General features: G+C 71.3%; 20 protein-coding genes. 5 read left to right on the top strand and 15 right to left on the bottom strand.

Features of this window, described 5'->3' with window-relative positions; genetic code table 11:
- From IEZ31_RS52965 to IEZ31_RS52955, 3 genes are all read right to left on the bottom strand, one after another.
- On the bottom strand, positions 1–599 hold a 599-nt coding region (locus tag IEZ31_RS52965; RefSeq protein WP_190257780.1), incomplete at its 3' end, for an ABC transporter substrate-binding protein.
- Between the two features lie 240 nt (positions 600–839).
- Entirely contained in the window at positions 840–1,493 is a 654-nt protein-coding gene (locus IEZ31_RS52960) for a TetR/AcrR family transcriptional regulator (RefSeq protein ID WP_190257779.1), read from the bottom strand.
- Positions 1,494–1,608: 115 nt separating this feature from the next.
- The gene (locus IEZ31_RS52955) at positions 1,609–2,877 is read right to left on the bottom strand and encodes a cytochrome P450 (protein ID WP_190257778.1); all 1,269 of its coding nucleotides are present in this window, start codon (positions 2,875–2,877) and stop codon (positions 1,609–1,611) included.
- A gap of 130 nt (positions 2,878–3,007) precedes the next feature.
- Here IEZ31_RS52955 and IEZ31_RS52950 point away from each other — a divergent pair, with 130 nt between their 5' ends.
- Both IEZ31_RS52950 and IEZ31_RS52945 read left to right on the top strand, forming a co-directional pair.
- Positions 3,008–3,622 (top strand): PaaI family thioesterase, encoded by a 615-nt coding sequence (locus tag IEZ31_RS52950; RefSeq protein WP_190257777.1) that lies wholly within the window; start codon positions 3,008–3,010, stop codon positions 3,620–3,622.
- Positions 3,619–4,575: an aldo/keto reductase gene (locus tag IEZ31_RS52945; protein ID WP_229837199.1), complete on the top strand. Its 957-nt coding sequence runs from the start codon at positions 3,619–3,621 to the stop codon at positions 4,573–4,575. The genes IEZ31_RS52950 and IEZ31_RS52945 overlap by 4 nt, the downstream gene beginning before the upstream one ends.
- A gap of 1 nt (position 4,576) precedes the next feature.
- On the opposite strand, the gene IEZ31_RS52940 is transcribed toward IEZ31_RS52945, so the two are convergent.
- The 5 genes from IEZ31_RS52940 to IEZ31_RS52920 form a co-directional block, all read right to left on the bottom strand.
- Complete coding sequence (locus IEZ31_RS52940; protein ID WP_190257775.1) at positions 4,577–4,951, bottom strand: metal-sulfur cluster assembly factor; 375 nt, start codon at positions 4,949–4,951, stop codon at positions 4,577–4,579.
- Positions 4,948–6,075 (bottom strand): amidohydrolase family protein, encoded by a 1,128-nt coding sequence (locus IEZ31_RS52935; RefSeq protein WP_190257774.1) that lies wholly within the window; start codon positions 6,073–6,075, stop codon positions 4,948–4,950. The genes IEZ31_RS52940 and IEZ31_RS52935 overlap by 4 nt, the downstream gene beginning before the upstream one ends.
- A 274-nt stretch (positions 6,076–6,349) precedes the next feature.
- Positions 6,350–9,820 carry a protein kinase domain-containing protein gene (locus IEZ31_RS52930; protein ID WP_190257773.1) on the bottom strand — a complete coding sequence of 1,157 codons (3,471 nt, stop codon included), beginning with the start codon at positions 9,818–9,820 and terminating at the stop codon, positions 6,350–6,352.
- 260 nt (positions 9,821–10,080) lie between these two features.
- A complete protein-coding gene (locus IEZ31_RS52925; protein ID WP_190257772.1) occupies positions 10,081–11,439 on the bottom strand; it encodes a dihydrolipoyl dehydrogenase family protein in 1,359 nt (452 codons plus the stop codon).
- A 157-nt stretch (positions 11,440–11,596) separates the two neighbouring features.
- Positions 11,597–12,544 carry a LysR family transcriptional regulator gene (locus tag IEZ31_RS52920; RefSeq protein ID WP_190257771.1) on the bottom strand — a complete coding sequence of 316 codons (948 nt, stop codon included), beginning with the start codon at positions 12,542–12,544 and terminating at the stop codon, positions 11,597–11,599.
- A gap of 257 nt (positions 12,545–12,801) precedes the next feature.
- On the opposite strand from IEZ31_RS52920, the gene IEZ31_RS52915 reads away from it, so the two are divergent.
- From IEZ31_RS52915 to IEZ31_RS52905, 3 genes are all read left to right on the top strand, one after another.
- A complete protein-coding gene (locus IEZ31_RS52915; protein WP_229837198.1) occupies positions 12,802–13,239 on the top strand; it encodes a VOC family protein in 438 nt (145 codons plus the stop codon).
- 272 nt (positions 13,240–13,511) lie between these two features.
- A complete protein-coding gene (locus IEZ31_RS52910) occupies positions 13,512–14,840 on the top strand; it encodes a C39 family peptidase (protein ID WP_190257770.1) in 1,329 nt (442 codons plus the stop codon).
- A gap of 11 nt (positions 14,841–14,851) precedes the next feature.
- Positions 14,852–16,786 (top strand): N-acetylmuramoyl-L-alanine amidase, encoded by a 1,935-nt coding sequence (locus IEZ31_RS52905; RefSeq protein ID WP_229837197.1) that lies wholly within the window; start codon positions 14,852–14,854, stop codon positions 16,784–16,786.
- A gap of 184 nt (positions 16,787–16,970) precedes the next feature.
- On the opposite strand, the gene IEZ31_RS52900 is transcribed toward IEZ31_RS52905, so the two are convergent.
- The 7 genes from IEZ31_RS52900 to IEZ31_RS52870 form a co-directional block, all read right to left on the bottom strand.
- The gene (locus IEZ31_RS52900) at positions 16,971–17,795 is read right to left on the bottom strand and encodes a C40 family peptidase (RefSeq protein WP_229837196.1); all 825 of its coding nucleotides are present in this window, start codon (positions 17,793–17,795) and stop codon (positions 16,971–16,973) included.
- Entirely contained in the window at positions 17,783–18,847 is a 1,065-nt protein-coding gene (locus IEZ31_RS52895; RefSeq protein WP_190257769.1) for a mandelate racemase/muconate lactonizing enzyme family protein, read from the bottom strand. The genes IEZ31_RS52900 and IEZ31_RS52895 overlap by 13 nt, the downstream gene beginning before the upstream one ends.
- Entirely contained in the window at positions 18,844–19,623 is a 780-nt protein-coding gene (locus IEZ31_RS52890; protein ID WP_229837195.1) for a serine hydrolase, read from the bottom strand. The genes IEZ31_RS52895 and IEZ31_RS52890 overlap by 4 nt, the downstream gene beginning before the upstream one ends.
- Positions 19,620–21,368: an ABC transporter substrate-binding protein gene (locus IEZ31_RS52885; RefSeq protein ID WP_190257768.1), complete on the bottom strand. Its 1,749-nt coding sequence runs from the start codon at positions 21,366–21,368 to the stop codon at positions 19,620–19,622. Before IEZ31_RS52885 ends, IEZ31_RS52890 begins: the two co-directional genes overlap by 4 nt.
- Positions 21,369–21,394: 26 nt before the next feature.
- Positions 21,395–22,360, bottom strand: coding sequence for an ABC transporter permease (locus IEZ31_RS52880; RefSeq protein WP_190257767.1), 966 nt, complete (start codon positions 22,358–22,360; stop codon positions 21,395–21,397).
- Between the two features lie 6 nt (positions 22,361–22,366).
- Positions 22,367–23,368, bottom strand: coding sequence for an ABC transporter permease (locus IEZ31_RS52875; RefSeq protein ID WP_190257766.1), 1,002 nt, complete (start codon positions 23,366–23,368; stop codon positions 22,367–22,369).
- Positions 23,369–23,588: 220 nt separating this feature from the next.
- Positions 23,589–24,110, bottom strand: coding sequence for a hypothetical protein (locus IEZ31_RS52870; protein ID WP_190257765.1), 522 nt, complete (start codon positions 24,108–24,110; stop codon positions 23,589–23,591).
- Positions 24,111–24,682 lie beyond the last annotated feature (572 nt).

Below are 24,682 nucleotides of genomic sequence, written 5' to 3'. Positions count from 1 at the left end.
TGCTGCACCGCCTTCGTCAGACCATCACCGAACCCGTGCTGCGCCGCCGAGTCGAAATGGATGTACGCCACCCTCGGCGTGCCGGGGACGAGCTTCGCGATCAGCTCGACGGTCGGGCCGACCTGCTGGTTCTGCACCGACTGCGCCATGACGACCCAGGCACTGGGCTTGGGGAAGATCTGGCTCGGCGCGGCCGCGACCGAGACGAGCGGAATCTTGGCTTCGGTCACCACGTCGTCCAGGGCCTCCGAGATGCTGCTGACGGAGACACCGAGGAGCGCGTCGACCTGATCCTGGTTGATGAGTTTCTGGACGTTGCTGAGGGCGCGGTTGACGTCCGCCGCACTGTCCAATGTGATCAGTTGCACCTGGCGGCCGGCGATGCCGCCGGACTTGTTCGCCGCGTCGAAGTAGGCCTTGATGCCTTTCAGCGCGCCCTGACCACCGATCGAGAACGGGCCTGAGAGGTCGAGGTCGACCCCGACCTTGATGGGTTCGGACGACGAAGCGCCACCCGCGCTGTCGCCATTTCCGCCGCATGCCGTCGCAGTGAGCAGCAGCAGGCTCAACCCTGCCGCGACAACGAGTTTTCTGCGCATCACACCCCTCCTGGGGTTCTACGGCAGTGGGTGACCCGGGTCACCGACCTGCATGTAGCGCAGACGTTACGAGCGTGCTTCCAAATCTGTCAACACCCCTGTCGAGAACCGCGTTGACAACTGAGAAGAGAGCCCTGACCAGGCAGAACGCCCGCACATGGGGGCGGCGATTGACACACGAAGACACGCGCGTGCGGCAACCGCGCGTTGACAGCCGGCGGACGGGTGCCGCCGGTGGGGTCAGCTCTTGTCCGCGAGCACGCCGCGCATCACCATCTCGGCGAACGCGCGGCTGATCTCCTCGCCGGTGGACGGCCCCTCGGGACGGAACCATCGGTGCGTCCACGCGACCATGCCGATGATGCCGTAGGCCACGACACGCGGACGCCCAAGCGACTTGATGACGCCTTCCTTCATGCCCTCTTCGACCACACCGACCACCACGTCCTCGTAGCGCCGGTTCAGGTCCCACATATCCGATGCCCAGATTGAACTGTCCTCTTCCGGACCGAAGAGGCTCATTTTCTCCTGAACATAGACGAAGAGGTACGGATAGTGCTTCTCATAGGACAGCATCAGTGCCGTAATCAGCCGCTCGAGCTTCACGGCGGTGGGGGCATCACTGTCGCGGATTTCTTCGGCCAGCCGGACGTTCTCCTCCGCGGCGTGGAAGACCACGGCGTGGAACAACTCTTCCTTGCTGGAGACGTAGTAGTAGAGCGACGCCCGATCCGAGCCGAGCTCATTCGCGACGTCGCCGAAGCTGGCGGCGCCGAAGCCCTTCTCCTGGAAGACCTTGGCGGCGGCATCGATCAGCTTGCGACGGCGCTCCTGGTACGAGTCCCGCCCACCCGAGCGCGCCGCCTGGCGACGCCGACCGATTCCGCTCGACAACGTCGTACACCCCGATCCCGCAACCGCCGCGACCCGCTTCTAGCACGAGCCGGTCCGCTGGCACTATAGCGCATCCCTTTCGCTCGATCCCTCCGCAGTTCGCCGCGACCGGCGGTCAGGCAGGCTGCAGAACGACGTCGAGCTTGGTCAGGCTGCGCGACGTCAGCGTCGGTTTGTAGGTCAGCGGTTCGGTCGCCAGCTCCACTGAGACATACCGCCCGGTGAGGTACCGAAGGGTCTCCTGCACCTCGATACGGGCCAGCGGCGACCCCAGGCAGGTGTGAATGCCGTGACCGAAGCCCAAATGTCGAATACGCTTGCGCGTGACGTCGAATGTGTCGGGATCCTCGAACGCCTCCGGGTCGCGATTGGCCGCCCATTGCATGAGCATGACACGGTCGTTCTCCCGAATTGCTTTTCCGCCGAATTCGAACGACGTCCTGGCCCATCGGCCCTGCGCACCGATCGGCCCGTCGAACCGCAGCATTTCCTCGGTCGCGGGCCGGACCAGCGCAGGGTCCTTTCGGATGTTGCGCCACTGTTCGGGGAAGCGCGCGAAGGCCACCATCCCATTGGCCAGCAGGTTGGTGGTCGTCTCGTGACCGGCGAAGAGCATCACGATGCTCTGCGCGACGATCTCCTCGTGGGTGAGGGGATCGCCGTCCGGCTCGGCGCGGACGAGCCGCGAGATCAGGTCGTCCCGCGGGCTTCTGCGGCGATCCTCGATGATCTCGGTGAAGTAGGCGATGAAGTTGTTGATCGCCCGCTCCCCCAGCCTGGCTCGCTCATCGGCCGTCATGCCGTTCTTGCCGGCGAAGATGGTGTGGCCGAGATCCTCGGACCACTCCCCGATCAGGTGGCGATCCTCCACGCGGGCGCCGAGGTACTCCGAGATGACCGTCACCGGCAGATGGAAGGCGAACCGGTTGATGAAGTCGAACGGGGCGCCGTCCGGGATGCCCGCGGCGTACTCGCGAACGAGCTCGCCGACGCGTGGGCGCATCTCCTCCAGGCTGACCGGTGTGAACGCCGCCTGGAGGAGCTTGCGGAAGCGGGTGTGATCCGGGGGGTCCATCCAGCCGAAGAACGACGCCATCACCTTGAAGACGGGCGACAGCTCCCCTGAGCCTTTCTGCCGGTTGTTCTTCTCGCCCCACGGCCCGGCCATGCGTTCCGAGCTGAGCCGGGCATGGTCGCGGTAGCCCGCCGCCACCTCCTCGAAGCCGGTGACGATCCACCCACCCCAACGCCGGTTGTAGTAGACACGATCCGCCCTGCGGACGTGTGCGTAGTAGATGTCGGGGTGGTTCGTTGCAAGATCCCCGTAGAGGTCGTCCAGGTCGATCCCATCGGCGTCGAGCACCTGGCTCGCACTGTCAGGCATGTGCGGCTCCCTCTGTGTGACTGCGTCAACACCAATGTAGATTCTTGTCGGCTGCTTCGTCAACGCATACATTGACAACTCAGCAGCCCTGACCCGTAGGAGGCCGGCCGCCGTGCCCGAAGAACCAGCGATGCCCGATTCCACCGCCGATCCGCGCCAGTTCTGGGGTTTCGACACCTCCGGATTCGCACCGGGCGGCACCGCCTACGTCGAGCTGGTGAGCGCGCTACGTGCGCTCCAGGACCTGGTCACCTGCTCCGACCCGTCGCCCGCGGTGGCGCAGGCCGCGCGGGCGCTGATCGGACAGGCCGCCGGCACACTGGGCGGCAGCCGGGTCGAGCCGGGCCGGCAACACTCCGGGCTCCGCGGCGACGCGGAGAACCGCGGCCACCCGCTCCTGCTCCCGGTCCAGCTCACCAGCCTCTCGAGCGAACATGTCGAGGGATCCGTCGCGTTCTCCCCCTTCTACCTGGGTGGCGGCTCCGCCGCGCACGGTGGTGCGATCGCGATGCTGTTCGACGAGTGCCTCGGCCGGCTCGCCAACTCGGGTCCGCCTACCCGCACCGCATACCTCCACGTGAACTACCTCAAGATCACCCCGATCGGCACGCCGTTGCGGGTCAGGGGTCGCGTCACGAAGACCGAGCGTCGCAAGATCTTCCTGGAAGGCGACCTGTGCCTGGGCGAGGATGTCCTTGCCACGGCCGAAGGCCTGTGGGTCGTCCTGCGCGAGGACGCGGCATGACGGGCCCCAGCCTGCCCCCGGTCTGCCTGGGAACGTACACACTCGCCGCGGCCTGGGGCAGCGACCTTGACAGCTCCAGGGCCGCCCTGCGCCGCGGCGTCTCCGAGGGTCTGGTGTTCCTCGACACGGCACACGCGTACGGACGCGCCGAGTCCATCCTTGGCGAACTGTTCTCACGCGAGCTCGTCGCCGACCGCGACAGCCTCGTGCTCTGCTCGAAGGGCGGCCTCGAGCTGCGCCGCCGCGAGGGGTCGGCCACGCCGTTCGCGCCCAACTCGCGACCCGCGTTCCTGCGCGCATCGCTGACCAAGTCGTTGTCCCGGCTCGGCGTCGAGCATCTCGACTACTACCTCGTGCACTGGTACGACCCCGACGTTGCGCTGGCGGAGGTCGCGGGAGCGATGCAGTCGTTCGTCGACGAGGGGCTGACCCGGTACGTCGGAGTCTCGAACTACACGGTCGAGCAGATGACCACGTTTCGTCAGACCGCGCAGCTGGACGCCATCCAGGTGCCCTACAGCCTGTTCAGCCGGGGCGTCGAGGATGAGGTCCTGCCGTTCGCCCGCCGCAACGCAATCATGGTCATGGGATACGCGGCGCTCGCGCAGGGCTTCCTCTCCGGAACCTTCGGGCCCGAGCCCGCGTTCGCGGAGAACGACTTCCGCCGCGGTGCCCCGGACTTCTCCGGTGAGCGTTATGCCACGCGCGTTCAGGCAGCGGGCAAGCTCGCGGTGATCGCGCAGCGGCACGGTGTCGGGCTTGCCGACCTCGCCGTCGCGTGGGCCGCCTCGGGGGCCGCGCCGGTCGTACCGCTGGTCGGTGTACAGGCGCCAGCGCACATCGACGCGATACGGACCGCCATGCGCTTGAAGCTCACCGCGGACGATCTGATCGAGATGCGGGCGATTGCGCAGTCGGCGCCCGAGATGGACTTCGCGGGCCTGGTGTCCTGAGTCAGGCGATGACGTTGCTCAGGTCGAGCAGCCGCAGCCGCTTGTTGCGCTCCTCCGCCACGGCGGCGTCCATCATGGACGGATCCCAGTCCAGACCTTCGTCCGGCGCAACGACCACGTCGGTCACTCCGGGAAGGGTTCGCAGGCGCTGCGTCGCCTCACGCGCGATGTAGCCCACCATCATGCAGGACGGTGAGGTCAGCCGGAGATGCACGGTCAGCACGCCATCGTCCGAGGACGTCACGTCACGAATCAGCCCCATCGCGAGGATGCTCATCGAAAGAACGCTGGCCGTGCTGCACGGGTCGACGATCTGATCGAGGTGTCGCTCCACGTCCGGGGCCAGGTCGACGGGCAGCGACCAGCCGCGGTTCACCTGGCACCCAGGGGGGTGAAGGTCCTCGCGTGCAGGTCCGGCGAGATCCAGTCGAGCGTGGAGTACGGGGCCGGCAGCGGCTCGCCGTCCGGGCGGCTGAACTCGTCGCCGGCGATCTTCCGCTTGAGCTCCGCGATGTCAAGGCCGTGCAGCCGGGCGAAGTTGCGGCCGAGGATGTCCCGTTTGTGGTCGAGGGTGATCTGTTCGACCGGGTGGTAGAGGCCGGTCTCCTCGAGCAGTTCCTCGGGAAACTCGAAGTCGAGGAACGACTCGATGCACGGTCGCGGGTGGAACTGGAAGGTGCCGGTCCCCCAGTGGATGCGCTCGTAGACAGCGTTCCCGCCGACATGGAGCAGCGACAGCAGGATCCTGGCGAAGGTCCTCGGCCGTCGCGCAACGACGATATTCATGTTCTCGAGGTTGATGTGGACGTTCTTGAACTTCGCCAGGAGCCAGGCCGTCTCCTCGGTGAACGACATTCCGCCGTGGACGATCTCGAACTCGATGTCGGGGAACCGGGCCGCCGCTCCTTCGACGTCGGACGGGCCGAAGGCGCCGCGGTATTCCATCGGTCCGATCGGCAGCGCCTTGTGGATCGCGATGTGCCGGATGCCCAGCTCGAGGGCGTACTCGAACAGCGGGAAAGCGACCTTGGGGTCGTTCAGGCCCCAGGTCTGCATGCCCTTTTCCTGCCAGCTTGCCGGGTAGACCTTGAGCCCCAGGGGCTTGAGCGCGTCGACCTGCTCGGCAAGGTACGACCGCCAGCCCTCCCGCAGCGGGTCGATCGCGGCGTACGCCCCGATGAAGCGCGTGGGGTATCTGCGAATCGCCTCGATCGCCTTCTCGACGGACGTCTGGCCGTCCTTGAACACGAACAGCGGCTGCGGGTTGAACACCCCGACACTTGTCGTGCTCTCCCGGAAGAGCAGGTTCGCGGAGTCCTCCGGCGACCAGTCGCGCAGGAAGAGCTCACGGGGCATGTCGTAGGCGCCGGATCCCTGGTGTGCGGCCGTATAGGCAGCGGCCTCAGCCGACGACCCGGCGGCGACCGGGTCCGCCCAGTTCTCTTCGGTCCAGTTCAGTGCATGTACGAGAGCGTCGATGATGAAGACGTCGTCGTCCACGGCGGTCCCTCCTGCATGGCTTCGCCCGGCGCGTTGTGATGGCCCGTCGCCGAACTCGTTCAAGGCGCCGCGGACAGCACTGGGCCATCGCCAGGTAGCGACGGGCAGTGGCTCGTTGTTCCGCAGTCAACACCAACGTAGACAACTCGTCAAGAGGTGCGTTGACTGGCTGGCCGGCCACGGCTTCGTGCTCGCCGGCTACGCCATCGATCGCGACCCGCGTCAGGCACTCCCGACCCTGCTCACGGCCGTGGGGGGTGCGGCACAGCGGCGTTCACGGGCTTCCGGGGCCTTCGCGGGCCGCCAGGTCCCAGTCGAGCTCCCACCGCCGCAGGCCGCCGTCGCGGTGGCCGGACAGGACGTACCGCCCGTCCGGGGTCAGCGCGAGGCACGTGGCGCCCTGCTCGTGGCCGTCGAGCACACGCAGGCGGCGCCCGTCGGTGGCGTCCCAGACCGAGACGAAGTCGGTGTAGCCGCAGGAGACCGCGACGCGTCCGTCCGCCGTCAGGGCGACCCCGTCGGGTGTGTTCTGCGCCCCGCCGAACGTGCGCACGACGGTCCCGGTTGTGGTGTCCCACAGCCGCAGGCCCCCGTCGTTCTCTCCGGTGAGGGCCAGACCGCCGTCGGCGCTGAGCGACACCGCCCGCATGGTGTGGAGGAAGCCGCCGCGCAGCCGGTGCACGCATTGGCCGCTGCGCAGGTCCCACAGCTGCACCATGTCGCCGCGCGCGGCCGCGAGGAGCCGGTCGCCGGGCCCGAGCCGCAGCGCGCGGAAGGCGGCGCCCCCGCGCAGCTCGCGCTGGAGCTCGCCGGTGTCCAGGTCCCAGATCCGGATCCGGCCGTCGCGGCCGGCGACCACGGCCCGCGAGTCGCCGGCGGCGAAACGGACCGGCACCGACTCTCTCATGTGGACGTTGCCGGTCATGACGCGCAGGCACTCGCCGGTGCCGAGGTCCCACAGCCGGACGGTGCCGTCCCGGCTCGACGAGAGCGCCCGCCGCCGGTCGCCGCTCAGGCAGACCGCCTCCACCATGTGCGCGTGACCGGTGAGGACCCGCACGCAGGCGCCATCGTCGAGGTTCCACAGGCGGACCGTCGCGTCGCAGCCCCCGGAGACCGCGATCCGGCCGTCGGCCGACAGGTCGACGGCCCCCACGTCGCGGGTGTGGCCGGTGAGGTACCGCGACGACCACGCCGTGCGCAGGCCCGTGCGGACGGCCCGGGGGCCCAACGCCCACCAGGCGGCCATGACCCGCGGCGCCCGCTCGTGGCCGGGGACGGCTCGGGCCTGCCGCAGCCGGTCGAGCGCGGTCGCGGTCCGCCCGGCCGCCGCCGCCAGCTCCGCCTCCGCGACCAGCGCCTCGACCCGGGCGCCCAGCCGGTGCAGCTCGTCTGTCCGGCGCGGCCGGCTCAGGCGGGGCGCGGCGCGGTACTCGCCGGGCAGCCGCCATCGGCGGACCGCCCCGTCCCGGCCGGCCGACAGCGCGAACCGGTCGTCCGCGTCGAGGTGGACCACGGCGGCGCCGCCGGCGTGCCCCGGGAAGGTGCGCAGACAGCGGCCGCTGTCCAGGTCCCAGCACCGGACGGTGCCGTGGTACCGCTCGGCGGACAGCAGGACGCGTTCGTCGAAGGACAGGGCGTCGGCCGCCGCGCCGCCGGCCAGGACGCGGTGCCGCCGACCGTCACCGAGGTCCCAGACGCCGATCGTGCCGTCGACGCACCCGACGGCCGCGAACCGGCCGTCGGCGCCGAGGCCGAGGGCGGCGACCGGCGACGGGGGCACGGCCAGCTCGCGCCGGCACCGCCCGGCCGGCAGGTCCCACACCCGCACGACGTGCCCGCGCCCGACGGAGACGGCGCTGCGCCCGTCGGCGCTGACCGCCACCAGCCGCGCGCCCGCTTGCTCGTCGAGGATCCGAGGCGGCCCGCCGCGCAGATCCCAGACCCGCAGGACCCCGTCGAGCCCCGCGTAGAGGACGAGGCGTCCGTCGGGGCTCAGGCCGAGGGCGGTGGACTGGGTGCGCAGGGCCAGCTCGCCGAGCCCGTCGCCGCCGCCCCAGCGGGGCGGGTTGGGGCTGGCGTAGAGGAGCCGGCTCCGAGGGCGCCTCGCGGTCAGGTCCCAGTGCCGCACGGTCTCGTCCTCACACACGGAGACGGCGTACCGCCCGTCCGGCGTGAGACCGGCGGCGTGCACCCGGCGGCGGTGCCCGGTGAGCCGCTGCCAAATCCGTCCACTGTGGACGTTCCAGAGCCGGAGCGCGCCGTCGGGTTCGCCGGTGAGGGCGAGCCGCCCGCCGGGGTCGACCGCCAGCGGCACCCGCCCGGGTACGTCGTCGTCGGGCGTCCAGGGCACGGTCCAGGCGGCGACGGCGCCCGCGTCGACGAGCGCGCCGGCCGTCGGCAGTACCGCCCGCAGTCCCGCCTCGCCGAGCAGCCCACGGGCGGCGGTGAGGTCGCCGCGCTCGAGGTGGATCTGGGCGAGCACGTCGCCGGTGTCGGCCCGGAGCCCCTCGACCTCGGCGACCAGCCGGTCGTCGGTGACCACACCACGACGCCACCGGTTGAGGCCCGCGTTGTAGGTGGCCGCCACGTGCCGCGGGTCGGCGGCGAGGGCCCCGGCGAACGCCCGCTCGGCCTCGGCCGGACGGCCGAGGTCGAGCAGCGACAGGGCACGGTTGCTGAGCTCGTCGGCCCGCAGCACAGCCGCCACGGGAGCGGCCCGCGGGTACGCCCGGCCAGTGTGCCGCTCGTAGGCCATGACGAGCGCGCCGGCGACTTCGGCCACCGATACGGGCCGGTCGCCGGGCGCCTCGGCCAGGCATCGGTCGAGCAGGTCGGCCACGTCCGCCGGCAGGTCCGGCGGCCCGGCGTCGCGTTCGCCGTGGCGGCCGGTGGGCTCGTGGCCCTCGCGCGCCGGCTCGGCGGCCGACGCGTGGTGGGGCCCGGTGGCCGGTTCCGTCGCTGCCGTGGGCCGAGGGTCGCCGGCCGGGTCGTCGGCAGGGTCGTCGGCAGGGTCGCCGGCAGGGTCGCCGGCGTGGTGGGTGGCCGGCGCGGGCCGCAGGTCATGGGCGCGGTGGGCGGACAGGGCGTGGCGGGCGGCCGGGCCGGCCATCCAGGTCACGCCGCCGGTGAACATCTCCAGGATCGACACCGCGAGGCTGTAGACGTCGCTCGGCGGGCCCGCCGGGGCTCCCGCGGCCTGCTCGGGAGAGGCGTAGGCCAAGGTCATGCCGCCGCCCGCCGCCAGGCCGAAGTCGGTGAGCTTCGCGACGAAGGCGCCGTCTGCGTCGTCGAGGAGGATGTTGGCGGGCTTCACGTCGCGGTGGGTGACGGAGCGGGCGTGGGCGTGGGCGAGGGCCCAGGCGGTCTGGACAGCCGCGTCGAGGATGCGTTCCACGGCTGCGGTCGAGCTGCCACGGTACAGGCGGCGGTCGTCGATCCAGTCTCGGAGGCTTCCGTCCGCGACGTACTCGGCGAAGGCCCGCGGGACGCCGTCGAGCACGCGGACGTAGTAGCAGGAGCAGACGTGCGGGTGCAGGCCGAGCGACACCCACGTCTCGGCCTCGGCGACGAAGGTGTCCCGGGGGACCTCCGGGCGGGGGCTCTTCACCGCCAGGTCGACGGCCCATTCGCGGTGGCGGACGCGGTACACCAGGCCCATGCCACCCTGCTCGTGCACCCTGAGGACCTCGTAGCGGCCGTCGACGACGTCACCGACACGCCACACCGCGGCGGGCTCAGGCATCGCCGTGCGCGGCCGGCGCGAGCCGGCATCCGGGCGTGGTGGGCGGCGCCCCGCCGGCGCGGCCGCGCCTGGAGGATGGCAACATCTGCGGCACGAAGTCCCCGGTCACGGGCGGAACATACCGCGCCCCGCCCGGGACCGGTGGTCGCGGGGCTGGCTCCGCCCGGCCTCGGCCGATCGTCGGGCCGGGGCAGAGCGCGGTGTAGCGCGGTAGCTGTGCCGGTCGGCGAGCGTGACCGGCGGGGTCGCGCCGCCCGCGCCTACATCGAGGATCGCTCGGTGGCCGGCCCGCGGGCGGCCGTGATCTGGCCGTGGAGCGCCTTCAGCGTGGCGACGTAGATCTCTGAGAAGGTGGGGAAGGGCTGGATGACGTCCCGCAGCACCGGCAGCGGCACACGGGCGCGGATGGCCAGGGTGGCCTGCTGCAGCCACTCTCCGGCCTCGGGTCCGAGCGCGTGGGCGCCCGTCAGCCGGTCGCCGTCGGACAGCAAGGTCAGGAAGCCGTTGGAGGTGGCGTAGGCGTGGGTGTAGGTGGCCGTCTTGGCCACCTCGGACACCGGGACGGTGGCGCTGAAAGCGGCCTCGGCGGCACCGACTGCGGCCGCTTGCGGGTCGGTGTAGACGACGTCCGGTATGGCCTCGTAGTGGGCCTCGCGGGGCTCGCCCAGGATGTTCGCGGCGACGACCTCGCCCTGGTACTTGCCGACATGGGTGAGCAGCCGTATGCCGGTGACATCCCCGATGGCCCACAGCCGCTCGCCGGCGCGCAGGTGCGCGTCGACGCCGATGCCGTGCGGGCCAGCGGTGACGCCGACCGAGTCCAGGCCGGCGGGCATTCGCGGACGCCTGCCCGTGGCCAGGAGCAGGTGGTCGCCGCGCAGCTCGCGACCGTCGTCGAGGGTCAGGACGTAGTCCGCGCCGTCGCGCCGCGCGGCGGTCGCGTGCATGCCCAGGAACAGCTCGATGCCGTCGGCCCGCAGGACCTCGCCGAGCGCCTGACCCAGCGGCTCGGGCTCGCGGGCCAGCACGTGCCCGGCGCCCTCGACCAGGGCCACCTCGCTGCCCAGGCGGCGGACGGCCTGGGCCATCTCGGTGCCGACCGGCCCGCCGCCGAGGATGAGCAGGCGGCGCGGGACAGCCTTCATGCCGGTCGCCTCGCGGCTGGTCCAGATACCGTCCAGCTCGTGCAGGCCCGGGACGGGCGGTATGACCGGGTCCGAGCCGGTGGCCACCACCACGTGCCGGGCGGTGTGGGGCACGCCATCGACCTCGACCACACCCGGCCCGGCCAGCCGGCCGGTGCCGCGGATCAGGTCGATGCCCTTGCCCGCCAGAAATTGCTGCTGCCCGGCGTCGGAGTAGCCCGAGACCATGACGTCGCGGTAGGACAGCGCCTCCTGCACGTCGACGCGCGCCGTGGCCGCCGCCTCGCGAGCCCCGTGCACCGCCTCGCCGGGCCGCAGCAGCGTCTTGGACGGGATACACGCCCAGTACGAACACTCGCCCCCGACCAGATCCCGCTCGACCAAAGCCACACGCAGGCCGCCGTCGGCCAGCTCGCCGGCGCAGTGCTCGCCCGGCGAGCCCCCGCCCAGGACGATCACATCGTGGTCGCTCATCGCTCGGGTAGCTCCTCTCCGGCCGGTCTGGGGACGGGCCGCACGGTGTTTCCTTCCCCGCGCCCGACCGACTACACACCGCGGTGTCGGCTCGAGCGAGAGCGGACCGGGACGCCTCCACCGGCCGGGCCGGGCAGCGCGGTGATCTCCTGAGCCGTCAGTTGGCGGATCCGGTGGATCTTCTGTGCTTCGTTGATGATGGCCGGTCAGGGGCCTCGTCGGGTGGTGGCGGCTCGCCGGGGCGGGTCTGCTGGACGGCGTGGTGCAGCGCGATGATGAAGGCCGTGGTGGCCGGGGGATCCGGTGGGTCGCCGTAGGTGGCGAGGTAGACGCGTCGGCGGAAGTCGGGCAGCGGGGTGGCTTCGATGCCGGGTGCCCGGTGGGTGCGTAAGGACAGGCCGGGCATGGTGGTGACGCCCATGCCGGCGGCGACGAGGGCCTGTTCGACGATCACGTCGTCGCTGGTGTAGACGACGTGCGGGGTGAAGCCGGCCCGCTCGCACGCGTCGATGAACTCGCGGCGGCAGTGCTCGCAGCCGGCGATCCAGGCCGAGTCGCGGTGGTCGCGCAGCGTCTGGCCCGGTTGCAGGCTGAGCAGGTGCATCGGGTCGTCGAGCAGGTGCGTGGCGCGGATGTCGTCCGGTGTGGTGTCGTCGTAGCGGAAGATGACGGCGGCGTCGACCTGCCCGTCGCGCAGCAGGTTCAGTGCCACCTGCGGGTGGGCGTCGGCCAGGTGCAGCTCGATGCCGGGGTGGTCGCGGCGCAGGATGGCGGCGGCGTGCGGTATCAGGGCGGCGAGCGCTGATTGGAAGCCGGCGACCCGGACCCGGCCGGTGCGCAGGCCCACCATCGCGGACAGTTCCGCGGCGGCGGTGTCGACCCGTCCGACGATCTCGGCGGCGCGGCGGGCGAGGTGCTCACCCTCCGGCGTGAGTCGGATGCCCCGCCCGATGCGCTGGACGAGCCGGGCGCCGGTCTCGGCTTCCAGCCGGGCCAGATGGTGGCTGACCGCCGGCTGGGAGTACTTCAGGTGCTTCGCGGCCTTGGTGACCGAGCCGTGCGCGGCGACCGCCGCGAGGATGCGTAGCCGCACGATGTCCAGCATTCATCCATGATAGTTATGGGTAGCCGCAGAAGTTCGCATTGGACGAATGGGTCGTGCCCGGTAGACGCTGAACGGGACGACGCAGCTTGCCTGCACATCTACGGCACCGACATCACCCGCACCGGGTCCAGCGCCCGCCGCCACTACAACTGACCCGCAAGCCGCCAGCCGGTCCTGGAACTCAGCACGTCCGCGGGTGTCGTGCGGGACACCAGCGGGCCCATGACCTGCCGTGTGACAACAGAAGGAGTACCACCATGATCAAGCGGATGGACAACGTCCTCATCGTTGTCGACGACCTTGCGGCTGCGATCGCGTTCTTCGTCGAACTCGGTATGGAGCTGGAGGGCCAGACAACCGTCGAGGGCGCATCGGTGGACCGGCTCGTCGGGCTGGACGGCGTCCGAGCGGACATCGCCGTCGTGCGGACCCCGGACGGCCACGGCCGGGTCGAGCTGACGAGGTTCCACACGCCGAAGGCGATCAGCGCCGAGCCGACGCATGCGCCGGCCAACACGCTGGGCATACGGCGCATCATGTTCGCCGTCGATGACATCGAGGACGTCGTCGCCCGCCTACGCACCCACGGCGCCGAGCTCGTCGGCGAGCTGGTCCAGTACGAGGACAGCTATCGGCTCTGCAACGTCCGTGGCCCCGAGGGGATCATCATCGCCCTGGCCGAGCAGCTCAGCTGACCGGATCGCCGTGACCCCGGCATGGGCCTGCCCAGCGCGGTCGAGGAACCGCATCAGCCGCCCGCCGGTGCCGCGCGCGGCTTGAGTGGCGGCTCCCGCCCCTGGCGGTAAAGGCCGCACCAGGAACGACCGCGGCGGGGTGTGCACCCCGTCGCGGTCGTGGTGGTAAAAAACCTTCCACATCGATGAATCCGTCGAAAGGTATCGACATCCGGGGCCGGCGGCGATAGCGTGCCGTCAATCCATCGCCATCGGTTTCCCCTGGAGGAGCAATGGCACGACTTCCGGCCCTCGCCTCGCTGGCGGCCTTCGCCTGCCTCTTAGCCATCGCACCCGCCTCGGCGGCGACGGCCCGCCCCGCGCCGGTCCAGCACGACGAGCAGATCACGTTCCACCGGTGGCAGAGCTTCCCGCAGTGGCGCTCCGGCGAGTCGAACGGCACCCTCGCGGTGCCCGGGCTGCGGCCGTTCCTGACCATCGGGCGCCCCGCCGGCACCACCGAGTTCACCGACCCGCACACCGGGACGACGCGGACCTGGGAGTACGCCACCTGGACCTCGCCCACCCAACCGATCGGCTTCGGCGCCAGCGAGCTCGTCGCGTCCTGGAACGCCGACGCGCCGGCCGGCACCTGGATCCAGGTGGAGATGCAGGGCTCCTACACCAACGGCGAGCACACACCGTGGTACGTCATGGGCCGCTGGGCCGACGGCGACCAGGACGTCAAACGGTCCTCGGTGGACGGCCAGGGCGACCCGTACTCCACGATCTGGACCGACACGTTCTCCATCGATGACGTCACCCGCGGCGTGCTGCTGCGGGACTACCGGCTGCGGCTGACCCTCTACCGGGCGCCGGGCTCCCACGCCGCGCCCCGCGTCCTGCAGGCCGGCGCGATGGCCTCCAACGTCCCCGACCGGTTCACCGTCGCGCCCAGCGCCGGGCACATCGCCTGGGGCAGGGAGCTCAAGGTTCCGCGGTACTCCCAGAACATCCACATCGGCGAGTACCCCGAGTACGACGGCGGCGGCGAGGCGTGGTGCTCCCCCACCTCCACCGAGATGGTCGTCGAGTACTGGGGCCACAAGCCGACCCGCGCCGACCTCGCCTGGGTCGACCCGTCCTACGCCGACCCGCAGGTCGACCACGCGGCCCGGCAGACCTACGACTACACCTACGAGGGCGCCGGCAACTGGCCGTTCAACACCGCCTACGCCGCCACCTACGGGCTCACCGGCATCGTGACGCGCCTGCACTCCCTCGACGAGGTGGAGCGCTTCATCGCCGCCGGCATCCCGGTCGTCACCTCGCAGTCGTTCCTGGCCTCCGAGCTCACCGGGGCCAACTACTCCACCTCGGGCCACCTGTTCGTCATCGTCGGCTTCACCGCGACCGGCGACGTCATCGTCAACGACCCGGCGTCGTCCTCCGACGACGCGGTCCGCAACGTCTACCAGCGCACCGAGTTCGAGCAGGTGTGGCTGCGCACCAAGCGCCACCGCGCCGACGGTTCGGTCGCCGGCGGCAGCGGCGGCGTCGCGTACATCATCGCGCCCGTGTGGAAGCCGCTGCCCCGCGTGGCCGGGTCCGACAACTGGTAAGGGGAGGCATCGTGCGTACCAGAGCAGCAACGGTGATCGCCGCGGTCGTGCTCGGCGCCGCGGTCGTGCCCGGGACGGCGGCCTCCGCGGCCCCCGCCGGCGGGCGAGCTCAGGACTTCGCGGACGCGTCGGTTTCCGCGGGTGTACCGCAGGACGTGCTCCTGGCCGTGTCCTACCTGGAGTCGCGGTGGGACACCAACCGCGGCCTGCCCAGCACCAGCGCGGGCTTCGGCCCGATGCACCTGACCGACGCGGCGGCGGTGGCCCCGGCCCGGCCCGCCGCGACCGAGGACGCCCGCGGGGACGGCGCCCGCCCGGCCAGGATCGCGGGCCCCGCGGCGGCGCCACCCGCGCTCGCCCCGGCCTCCTTGCAGACCCTCGACCGGGCGGCGGCGCTGACCGGCGTCGACAAGACGGTCCTGCGCGGCGACGCGCGGGCCAACATCCGCGGCGGGGCCGCGCTGCTGGCCTCCTACCAGCGTGACCTCGGCGCGCCGGGCGGGGCCGGCAGCGACCCCGCCGCCTGGTACGGCGCGGTGGCCCGCTACAGCGGCGCCGACACCGCCGACGCGGCCGCGCAGTTCGCCGACGAGGTGTACGCCACCATGCGCGAGGGCGTCGACCGCGTGACCGACGACGGGCAGCGGGTCACCCTCGCCGCCCGGGCGTCGGTGCGGCCCGAGAGGTCGTGGCTGGACCGCCTCGGCCTGCGGCGGACCGAGCGTCCCGACGGCCTGGAGTGCCCCGCCGAGCTGCCCTGCGAGTGGATCCCGGCGCCGTACCAGGACCTGGGCAACGGCGACTACGGCAACCACGACCTGAGCGACCGCCCGGCCCGCCAGCGCGTGCAGTACATCGTCATCCACGACACCGAGGCCACCTACGACACCACGCTCGGCCTGGTGCAGGACCCGGCGTACGTGAGCTGGAACTACACGATCCGCTCCGCCGACGGCCACGTCGCCCAGCACGTCAAGACGAAGGACGTCGCCTGGCACGCCGGCAACTGGTACGTCAACGCCACCTCGGTCGGCATCGAGCACGAGGGCTTCGCCGCCGAGGGCACCTGGTACACCGAGGCGATGTACCGCGCGTCGGCGAAGCTGGTGCGCTACCTGGCGGGCCGACTCGGCATCCCCCTGGACCGCAACCACATCATCGGCCACGACAACGTCCCCGGCACCGTGCCGTCGGGCGTGCGCGGCATGCACTGGGACCCGGGCCCGTACTGGGACTGGGACCACTACCTGGACCTGATGCACGCCCCGATCCGCACCACGGGCAGCGCGCGCACGGGCCTGGTGACCATCGACCCGGCGTACGACACGAACCGCCCCGCCTACACCGGCTGCACCGCGGCCGGGGTCGCGTGCCCCGACCACGGCTCGTCGCAGCTGATCCTGCACGCGGCCCCGTCGGCCTCTTCCCCGCTGCTCGTCGACGTCGGCCTGCACCCGGACGGCTCCGCCTCGACGATGGCGCTGTCGGACCACGGTTCGCGGGTCTCGACGGGCCAGACCTACGCGGTCGCGGGCCGGGAGGGCGACTGGACGGCGATCTGGTACCTCGGCCAGAAGGGCTGGTTCTACAACCCGTCCGCTTCCCCCACCGCGAAGTGGGCGACGGGCCTGGTCGCCGTGCCGAAGCGGGACACGGTTCCGGTGTACGGCCGCGCGTACCCGGAGCAGTCCGCGTACCCGGCGGGCGTGCCGTACCAGCCGATCACGCCGCTGCAGTACACGTTCGCGGCGGGCCAGCGGTACGCGGTCGGCAACATCGTGCAGGGCGAGTACTACCGCGCGGTGACCTTCGACGGTTCGTCCCCCGGTGACTGGACGGTGATCCGCGGCAACACCTGGTACGCGCAGATCCAGTTCGGCCACCGCCTGATGTACGTTGACCTCGCCGACGTACAGCTCCTGCCGTCGCCGGTCGGCGCTCCGTAGTTGCACCGACACAACGTTTGGTGGCGGGTGCTACCGTCATGAAGGGACAATCGGAAGCGCCCGCCACCAGGTCGTCGTTCGTCATTGGCCAGTTGGTACGTCACGGCGCCTCGGCTCACGGCCGGCGTCTCAGCTCGCGGCGTCTCGGCTCACGGTGTCTCGGCCGGGACGACAGGCGACGCGGTCACACGGCACGCAGGCGGACGCGGCCCGCGGCGGTCAGGGTCTCGGAGCGGGACGGCGTCGGGGGCTCCTCGACGACGCGGCGGGCCTCGCCGCACGCGTGCAACATCCGGCCCGGCCCCACCACGAAGCCGACGTGGTGGATGCGGCGGCCGGGGCGGGCGAAGAAGTACAGGTCGCCCGGCCGCTCCTCGCCGAGTGGCACCGGCTCGACGGCCTCGGCCTGCTCGTGGGCGTCGCGGGGCAGCAGCACGCCGAGGCGGCGCCAGGCCAGGTGGACCAGGCCGGAGCAGTCGATGCCGGCCGGGGACAGGCCGCCCCAGACGTAGGGCACGCCCACCAGCCGGCGCGCCACCTCGAGGGCCGCCGTCGCGGAGGCGGGCGGGGCCGTGGGAGCCGGGCGAACATCCGCCGCGGGCGCCCACAAGGTGCCGTCGCGGCCGGGGACCCGGACCGGCAGCCAGTCGCCGACCGGCGAGCCGGCGGGCGCCAGCGCCGTGCCGGCGGGCGCCAGCGGCGTGCCGAGCGGGACGCCGGCGAGGGCCACCGCGCCGGACGGGGCGTCGCGCAGGTCGGTGAACAAGGCATCCACGATGGACCCGCCGGCACCGTCCGATGCGGACCCGAGGTCTGCTGTGCGCAGCCAGCCGGGGTAGCCGCGCGGGTCCAGGGAAGGGGCCGGCTGGTTCGGGGCGATCACCCGCGACCAGCCGTCGGCGCCGGCGGCGTCGACGATCACCGGGTCGCCCAGCAGGACCTGGGTGACGACCTCGTCGGCGGACGGCGTGGACCACATCGTGGCGACGGGGACGGCTACGGCATGCACAGGTGCACTCCCAGGCCGGGGGCGTCGGGGAGGACCACCTCGGCGCCGTCGTAACGGAGGCCGCCCGTTACCGGGGTCGACGCGAGCCACCAGGCGGCGTCGAGGTCGGAGACGACCGTGGTGTCGTAGGCCGCGACGAGGCTCGCGGCGGCGCCCACGCCCACCTGGGTCTCCATCATCGACCCGACCATCGTGCCGATGTCGTGGGCCGCGGCCAGGTCCAGCATCGTGCGGGCGACGGACAGGCCGCCGCACTTGGCCAGCTTCACGTTCACCATGTCGGCGGCGCGGCGGCGGATCACGGAGACCAGGTCGCGGACGCCGAAGACCGACTCGTCGGCCAGGATCGGGACATCGACCCTCGACGTGACCCAGGCCAGGCCCTCGAGGTCGGGCGCGGGGACGGGCTGCTCGACCAGCTCGATGTCCAGGCCCGCGTCCTGCATGGCACCGATCGCGCGGACCGCCTCGCGTGGGGTCCAGCCCTGGTTCGCGTCCAGACGGATGCGCGCGTCGGGACCGGCGGCCTCGCGGATGCGGCGGATGTGGTGGACCTCGTCGGCCGGGGCCGACTTGCCGACCTTGACCTTCAGGACCGTGAAGCCCTCGGCGATCCTCGCGGCGGCCGCGCTGTCGCCGGCGGACAGGGTGACGTCGGTCGGCACGCGCAGGCGGGTGCCGCCGAGCAGGCGGGCCAACGGGACGCCGAGGCGCCGGGCGGCGAGGTCGTGCAGGGCCGTGTCGACCGCGGCGCGGGCGCCGGTGTTGCCGACCACCGCGCCGTGCACGGTCCGGCAGCTGGCGGCCAGGTCATCGGCGTCGCGACCGGTCAGCAGCGGGGCGAGGACCTGCTCGACGCAGGCCCGGGCGCCGGCCACCGAGTCGCCGGTGACCTTCCAGACCTGCGGGGACTCGCCGAAACCCGAGCGGCCGTCGGCATCCACGACCTCGACCAACAGGCTCTCGGCCGCGGTGGCGGACCGCAGCGCCGTCACGAACGGGGTGTGGAACGGGGCGCTGACAGTGTGCGTGCGGACGTCGGTGATGGTCACTGGTGCCTCATTCCGTACCGCTCGGCCGAGAGCCCTGCGATGGCCGAGCAGGCCTGCTCGTCGTAGTCGTCCGGCGGGGGAACAGCGTCGGACCGGGTGCAGACGGCGATGACGTACGGGTCGGCGTCGGGTGGGTACACGATGCCGGCGCTGTGGCGGATGCCGGTCATCCAGCCGTTCTTGTGGGCGACGCGCACGCCCTGCGGGAGACCGGCGGCCAGGTCCTGGCGCCACTCCTGGGCGGCCAGCAGGTCGAGCATCTCCGATGTCGCGGACGGACTGCCCAGCTTGCCCAGGTGCAGGGCGCCGAACAGAGCGGCCAGGTCCGCGGCCGTGACGACGTTGTCGAGGCCGGCGTCGCGGGCCGCGTGGTCCTCGATGCCGCGGGCGGTGACGCTGTTCGTCGCGCCCGCCAGGCGCCACACCTCGGCCACCGCTGGGAGGCCGACGCGGGCCAGGAGCAGGTTGGTGGCCAGGTTGCTGGAGCGCACGATCATCCGGCGGGCCAGCCAGCGCGCGGGGGCCGCGCCGCCGAGGTGGGTCCAGACCTGGTCCTCGTCGTCGTAGCCGGGGTCGTTGGCGTACCGGGAGCCGTCGCCCAGGGCCGACGGGAAGTCGTTCACGACCGGGAGCGGCGCGTCCAGGTCGACATCCGCGCGGTACAGCGCCGCGAGCACGGCGACCTTCATCGTGCTCGCTGCGCCGTAAGCGCCGTCGGGGTGCCGGGCGGAGTTCGCGGTTCCGCCCGGCGGCCCGATCCAGTAGGAGAGTCTCACTGCTTGACGTAGGCGTTGGCGAACGCCAGGTTGCCGAAGATGCTGTCGATGAACAGGCCGTTGACCTTCGAGCCGTGGACCGTGGTGGTCACCTGGACGTACAGCGGCACCACCGGCGCGTACTCCCGCATGATCTTCTCATCCAGTTTCGCCCACTCGGCGCCCTGCTGGCCGGTGGGCATGGCGAGCACGCGGTCGAACTCGGCGTTGAGGGCGGACTCGTTGAGGTACGACGCGCCGTTGTTGCTGCCGTCGGCCTTGATGGCGCGGCCGTCGTACAGGACCGGCAGGATCGCCGCGCCGCTGGGCCAGTCGGCGCCCCAGGAGCCGATGTACATGTCCCAGGGGTTGTCCTTCTTCTTCGTCTCGTCGAGGAAGGAGTCGGCGGGGATCGCCTTGAGCGTGATCTTGAAGCCGGCCTTCTCCAGGTTGCCCTTGAGCTGGGTGCTCAGGGCCTGGTTGGTGGCGTCGTCCTGGAAGGCGAGGACGAGCTCCTTCGCGGTGCCGCCGAGCAGCTCCTTGGCCTTGGCCGGGTCGCCGGTCTTGCCCGCGGGGTACGCGTCGTAGTTCTTCCAGCCGATCGTCGACGGGGGCATGAGCGTGGTGACCGGGGCGGCCAGCGAGGAGCCGCCGAGGGTCTTGATCAGGCCGTCGCGGTCGATGGCGTAGTTGAGGGCCTGGCGCACCTTGAGGTCGGTGACCCGCTGGTTGTTGATGGTGAGCGTGTAGTGCTGCGTGGTCGGCTCCTGGATGATGCGGTCCTTCAGCGCCGGGTCGCCCATCACCTTCGAGATCAGCGACGGGTCGACGCCGTCCCACGATCCCGCGCTCTGGTCGGCGCCGCTGTCGGCGAGGATGCGGTTGGTCTGGGTGACCGGGTCGGCGCCGAACTGCCACACGAACGAGTCCGGGTACTGGTGGCGCACGGCGTCCGTCGCCGGGTCCCACGCGGTGTTGCGCTCGAAGGTGATCTGGGTGCCCGCCTCGTTCTTCGTGATCTTGTACGGCCCGGAGGCGACGGGCTTCTGGTCGTACTGGGTGCCGGTGTCCTTCGCGGCCGGCACGGGCGCGGTGGCCGGCAGGGAGGCGGCGAAGGGCAGGTCGCAGTGCGCCTTGTTGAAGGTGAGCTGCAGGGTGTTGTCGTCGGGCACGCTCAGTCCGGGCGGCAGCGACGACTTGTTGTTCTTGAAGTCGAACTTGGTGTCGAACTGGGGCGAGTCGGCGAGCCACTCCTGGATGTAGGTGGGGCCGCCGGTCAGCGACAGGTCGAAGGAGCGGGCGATGCCGTAGGCGACGTCCTTGGCGGTGATCCGCGAGCCGTCCTCGAACTTCACGCCGTCCTTGATGGTGAACTGCCAGACCTTGCAGTCCTTGTTCACGTCGGTGCCGGGGGTGGTGGCGAGGTCGCCGACGAGCGTGACGTGGCCCTTGCCGTCGTCCTTGAAGGTGGTGAGGCGGCGCACGAACAGCTGGGAGGCGTTGAGGCCGGCGAAGCTGTAGGTGCGCTGCGGGTCGAGGTGGGAGATCTTCGACTGCCGCAGGACGGTGACCGTGCCGCCCTTGGTGGCGCCGGGAACCTCGGGCGCCGGGCCCATCGAGTCCTTCGGGTCGGTGGCGATCGCGCCGCTGGCCTGCCGGTTGGTGTCCACCGCCGGCTCGTCGTCGCCCTTCTTGTTGTTGGTGCACGCGCCGAGCGCCGCGACGAGCGGCACCAGCGCGACGGCCGTCATGAGCCTGCGTCGCATGTGGACCTCCGGAGAGCCAACACCGGTCATCGCAACCGGATACGCGGATCGATCGTGGTGTAGAGCGCGTCGACGACGATGTTGGCGACGACGATGAAGGCCGCGGCCAGCAGCACCGTCCCCATGATCGTGGGCAGGTCGCCGTCGCGGACGGCGTCGATGGCGGTCCGTCCGAGGCCGCGGAACCCGAACGTGATCTCGGTGATCACCGTGCCGCCCAGCGCCGTGCCGATGTCCAGGCCGGCCGCGGTGACCAGGGGCGTGATGGCGGCGCGCAGCACGTGCCGGCGCACGACGGTCCGCTGCCGCAGGCCCTTGGCCATCGCGGTGCGCACGAAGTCCTCCGACATCGTCTCCAGCAGCTGGGCGCGCGACAGCCGGGCGTACACGGCGGAGAAGAGAAACGCCAGGGAGCACCAGGGCAGCACGAGCGCGGTGAACCAGGCGAGCGGATCGGAGAGCAGCGGCGTGTAGTGCGGGTACGGCAGCACCTTGAGCGTGTAGACGAACACCAGCAGCAGGACTCCGCCGACGAAGTACAGCTGCATGGAGGCGCCGGAGAGGGAGAAGCCGATGGCGAGGCGGTCGAACACGGTGCCGCGGCGCAGCGCCGAGAGCATGCCGAGACCGATGCCGAGCGCGAGCCACAGCACGGACGCCGGGATCACGATGCTCAGCGTCACCGGGATGACCCGCCCGAAGGTCTGGCTCACCGGCTCGTTGTTGACGTAGCTGTACCCCAGGCACGGCGCCGGGCAGTTCTCGCGCCCGACGAAGACGCCGCTCATGTACCGCAGATACTGCTTCGGCTTCGGATCGTTGAGCCCGAGCTCGGTGCGCACCCGGTCCAGCCGCTGCGCGTCGCAGTTCTTCGGGCACATGGCGGTGGCCGGGTCGCGCGGCAGGGCGAAGAACATCGCGAACGTGACGATGCTGACCGCGAACAGCGTCAGCGCGCCCAGCAGCACCCGGCGCAGCAGGAAGGATCCCATGGCGGCCTACCGCAGCGACTTCGGGTCGAGCGCGTCGCGCAGGGCGTCGCCGAAGAGGTTGAAGGCCAGCACGAGCACGAAGATGGTGACGCCGGGGAAGAGCACGTAGGCGGGGTCCGTCTGCAGGTAGTTGAGGCTGCGGAAGATGGTGCGCCCGAAGTCGGGCGTCGGCTCGAGCATGCCGATGCCGAGGAAGGACAGTGCCGCCTCGCCGGTGATGTACGCCGGGATCGATAGCGAGAACGCGACCAGGATCGGCGCGCCGAGGTTGGGCAGCAGCTCCCGGAACAGCACGCGCCCGAGCCGGGCGCCGGTGGCCCGGGCCGCCTCGACGAACTCCCGCTCGCGCAGCGACAGCACCTGCCCGCGCACCAGCCGGGCGGTGGTGGTCCAGCCGAACGCGGTGAACAGCGTGATGAGCACGACCACCCGGAACCAGCCGGGCACCGCCTCGCGAGGGCCGTAGAAGTGCAGCTCGATGGGGCGGATGACGGCCAGGGTGAAGATGAGGAACGGCAGCGCCAGGGTCACGTCGGTGACCCAGTTGATGACGGCGTCGACCCAGCCGCCGAGGTACCCGGCGATGATGCCGAGCAGCACCCCGACCATCGTGGTCATCAGCGCCGCGGCGAAGGCGATGCCGAGCGAGGTGCGCATCCCGTAGACCATCTGGATGAACAGGTCGCGGCCCTGCCCGGGCTCCAGGCCGAACCAGTGGGTGCCGGTGACGCCGCCGGCGACGCCGTAGGGCAGCCCGAACCGGTCCAGGTCCCCCTGGAACGTGTCCTGCGGGTGGATGCCGTACGCCGCCCCGATCAGCGGCGCCGCGAGGGCCACCACGACCAGGAACGCCGACACGACCCCGCTGACCAGGGCCGTGCGGTCGCGGCGCAGGCGCAGCCAGGCGGCCCGGCCGGGCGAGCGGGTGCTCATCGCGGCCGGTGCCTGGCCGGACCCGCCCGGCTCGCCCGAATCGAGCCGGGCGGCGTCCAGGGGCGTGATGCTCATGTGCCCCCTCCGCCTACGTAAGTAACTACCATCTCGCAACTTGGCTACGAAAATAAGCTACAACGACGCATGCGCATGAGTGAGGCTTCGTAACGACTTCATCTCGGTTGTCGGCGGCCGTCGGGTACGGCCCGGCCGCGCCGCGGGTCGTGCGCCTGGTCCTCGCCGCCGCGGTTCGCGGCGACGACAGGCGGTTGAACTGCATCGGACTCGCCCATCGTCAGGCCCGCTGCTGTCGTGCGCTGCGCCGCCAGACCAACCACAGGACGAAACCGGCCAGCACGAATGTCAGCACCAGCGCGAGCGGCTGCAGGTCACGGCCGGTCGATCGGGTCGCGAAACCGCCTCCGGCCGCGGCGCCGTCGCCGGCCGGGCCCCAGGGGCCTGCGTCGTGCGCGTGCGAGACGGCCTGGCGCAGGTCGTCCCTGCCGTGGACGGACGCCAGTTCTGCGGCGGGCACCGCGGACAGTCCTCTGGGCGCTCGGGGTTCCAGTTGTGCAGCCGCACCCGGCGAACCCGCCCGATAGCCGTCGGCGGACCGCCGGGACTTAAGAGCGCCTGCTCCAGCCCCGAGCGCGAGCCCCACGGCGCGGGTCCCCAGCACATCGCCGGCGACCCGTGGAGGTGGCGCGGCCCCAGTGTTGTCCTCGGCGGCCGCCGGTGCACCGAAGAGGGCAAGGCCGATGGTGATCGACAGCGCCAGACCTACGATCCGGCTGTAGACGGGCCGAAAGGTGTTCATCTCCGCTACGACATAGGCCCAAGCGAGTTGGACGAAGTTACGGTTTTCGAGCCTTGAAGGTGGCGGCGTCGGGGAACGCGATCGGGAGGGCGGCGACGCACGCAGTCAGGGCCGCGTGCCGTCAGCTGGAATAGCATCGATCCGAACCGATGGCCAGTATGCCGAAATCCCCGTTGTTGCCACCCCGTTTCACATCGCGGTCCCGAATGTCGAACCGAACCGCCGCGTGCCTGCCCGCCAATGCCGGCCGGTCCGGCCGCGCCGACGACGATTCCCTGTGGAATCGATTGACCCGTATTGCAAAGTAGCGTGTGAGCGCTCACGTGGCAATTATCGCCGCTGGAGTCTCCGCCGCTCAGTCCAGGCCGCGGCGGTCGGCCGGCTCGGCGCGCATGTGCTCGATCTACGAGCCCAACAGGTCTTCCTCGGTGTCGCGGAGCGTCGCAACTCCAGCTCGGCGCGCCGTCGATCGACTGCGCGCACACCGGTGCGCGAAAACGCTTCAGGGGCCCACCGGAATCGGTGGGCCCCTGAAGGAAAGTTTGTCCGGCGGCGTCCTACTCTCCCACACT

Source organism: Dactylosporangium sucinum (assembly GCF_014647515.1).
In the GTDB taxonomy this organism is placed as follows: Bacteria; Actinomycetota; Actinomycetes; order Mycobacteriales; family Micromonosporaceae; genus Dactylosporangium; species Dactylosporangium sucinum.
Note: the sequence above shows the minus strand (reverse complement) of the source record. Positions and strands in the feature narration are given on the sequence as shown.

Bases quoted from the DNA above. Each gene is read 5' to 3' on its own strand.
- IEZ31_RS52870 (WP_190257765.1), bottom strand. From the start codon at position 24,110: ATGAACACCTTTCGGCCCGTCTACAGCCGGATCGTAGGTCTGGCGCTG.
- IEZ31_RS52885 (WP_190257768.1), bottom strand. From the start codon at position 21,368: ATGCGACGCAGGCTCATGACGGCCGTCGCGCTGGTGCCGCTCGTCGCG.
- IEZ31_RS52945 (WP_229837199.1), top strand. From the start codon at position 3,619: ATGACGGGCCCCAGCCTGCCCCCGGTCTGCCTGGGAACGTACACACTC.
- IEZ31_RS52880 (WP_190257767.1), bottom strand. From the start codon at position 22,360: ATGGGATCCTTCCTGCTGCGCCGGGTGCTGCTGGGCGCGCTGACGCTG.
- IEZ31_RS52915 (WP_229837198.1), top strand. From the start codon at position 12,802: ATGATCAAGCGGATGGACAACGTCCTCATCGTTGTCGACGACCTTGCG.
- IEZ31_RS52955 (WP_190257778.1), bottom strand. From the start codon at position 2,877: ATGCCTGACAGTGCGAGCCAGGTGCTCGACGCCGATGGGATCGACCTG.
- IEZ31_RS52920 (WP_190257771.1), bottom strand. From the start codon at position 12,544: ATGCTGGACATCGTGCGGCTACGCATCCTCGCGGCGGTCGCCGCGCAC.
- IEZ31_RS52875 (WP_190257766.1), bottom strand. From the start codon at position 23,368: ATGAGCATCACGCCCCTGGACGCCGCCCGGCTCGATTCGGGCGAGCCG.
- IEZ31_RS52910 (WP_190257770.1), top strand. From the start codon at position 13,512: ATGGCACGACTTCCGGCCCTCGCCTCGCTGGCGGCCTTCGCCTGCCTC.
- IEZ31_RS52950 (WP_190257777.1), top strand. From the start codon at position 3,008: ATGCCCGATTCCACCGCCGATCCGCGCCAGTTCTGGGGTTTCGACACC.
- IEZ31_RS52930 (WP_190257773.1), bottom strand. From the start codon at position 9,820: ATGCCTGAGCCCGCCGCGGTGTGGCGTGTCGGTGACGTCGTCGACGGC.
- IEZ31_RS52925 (WP_190257772.1), bottom strand. From the start codon at position 11,439: ATGAGCGACCACGATGTGATCGTCCTGGGCGGGGGCTCGCCGGGCGAG.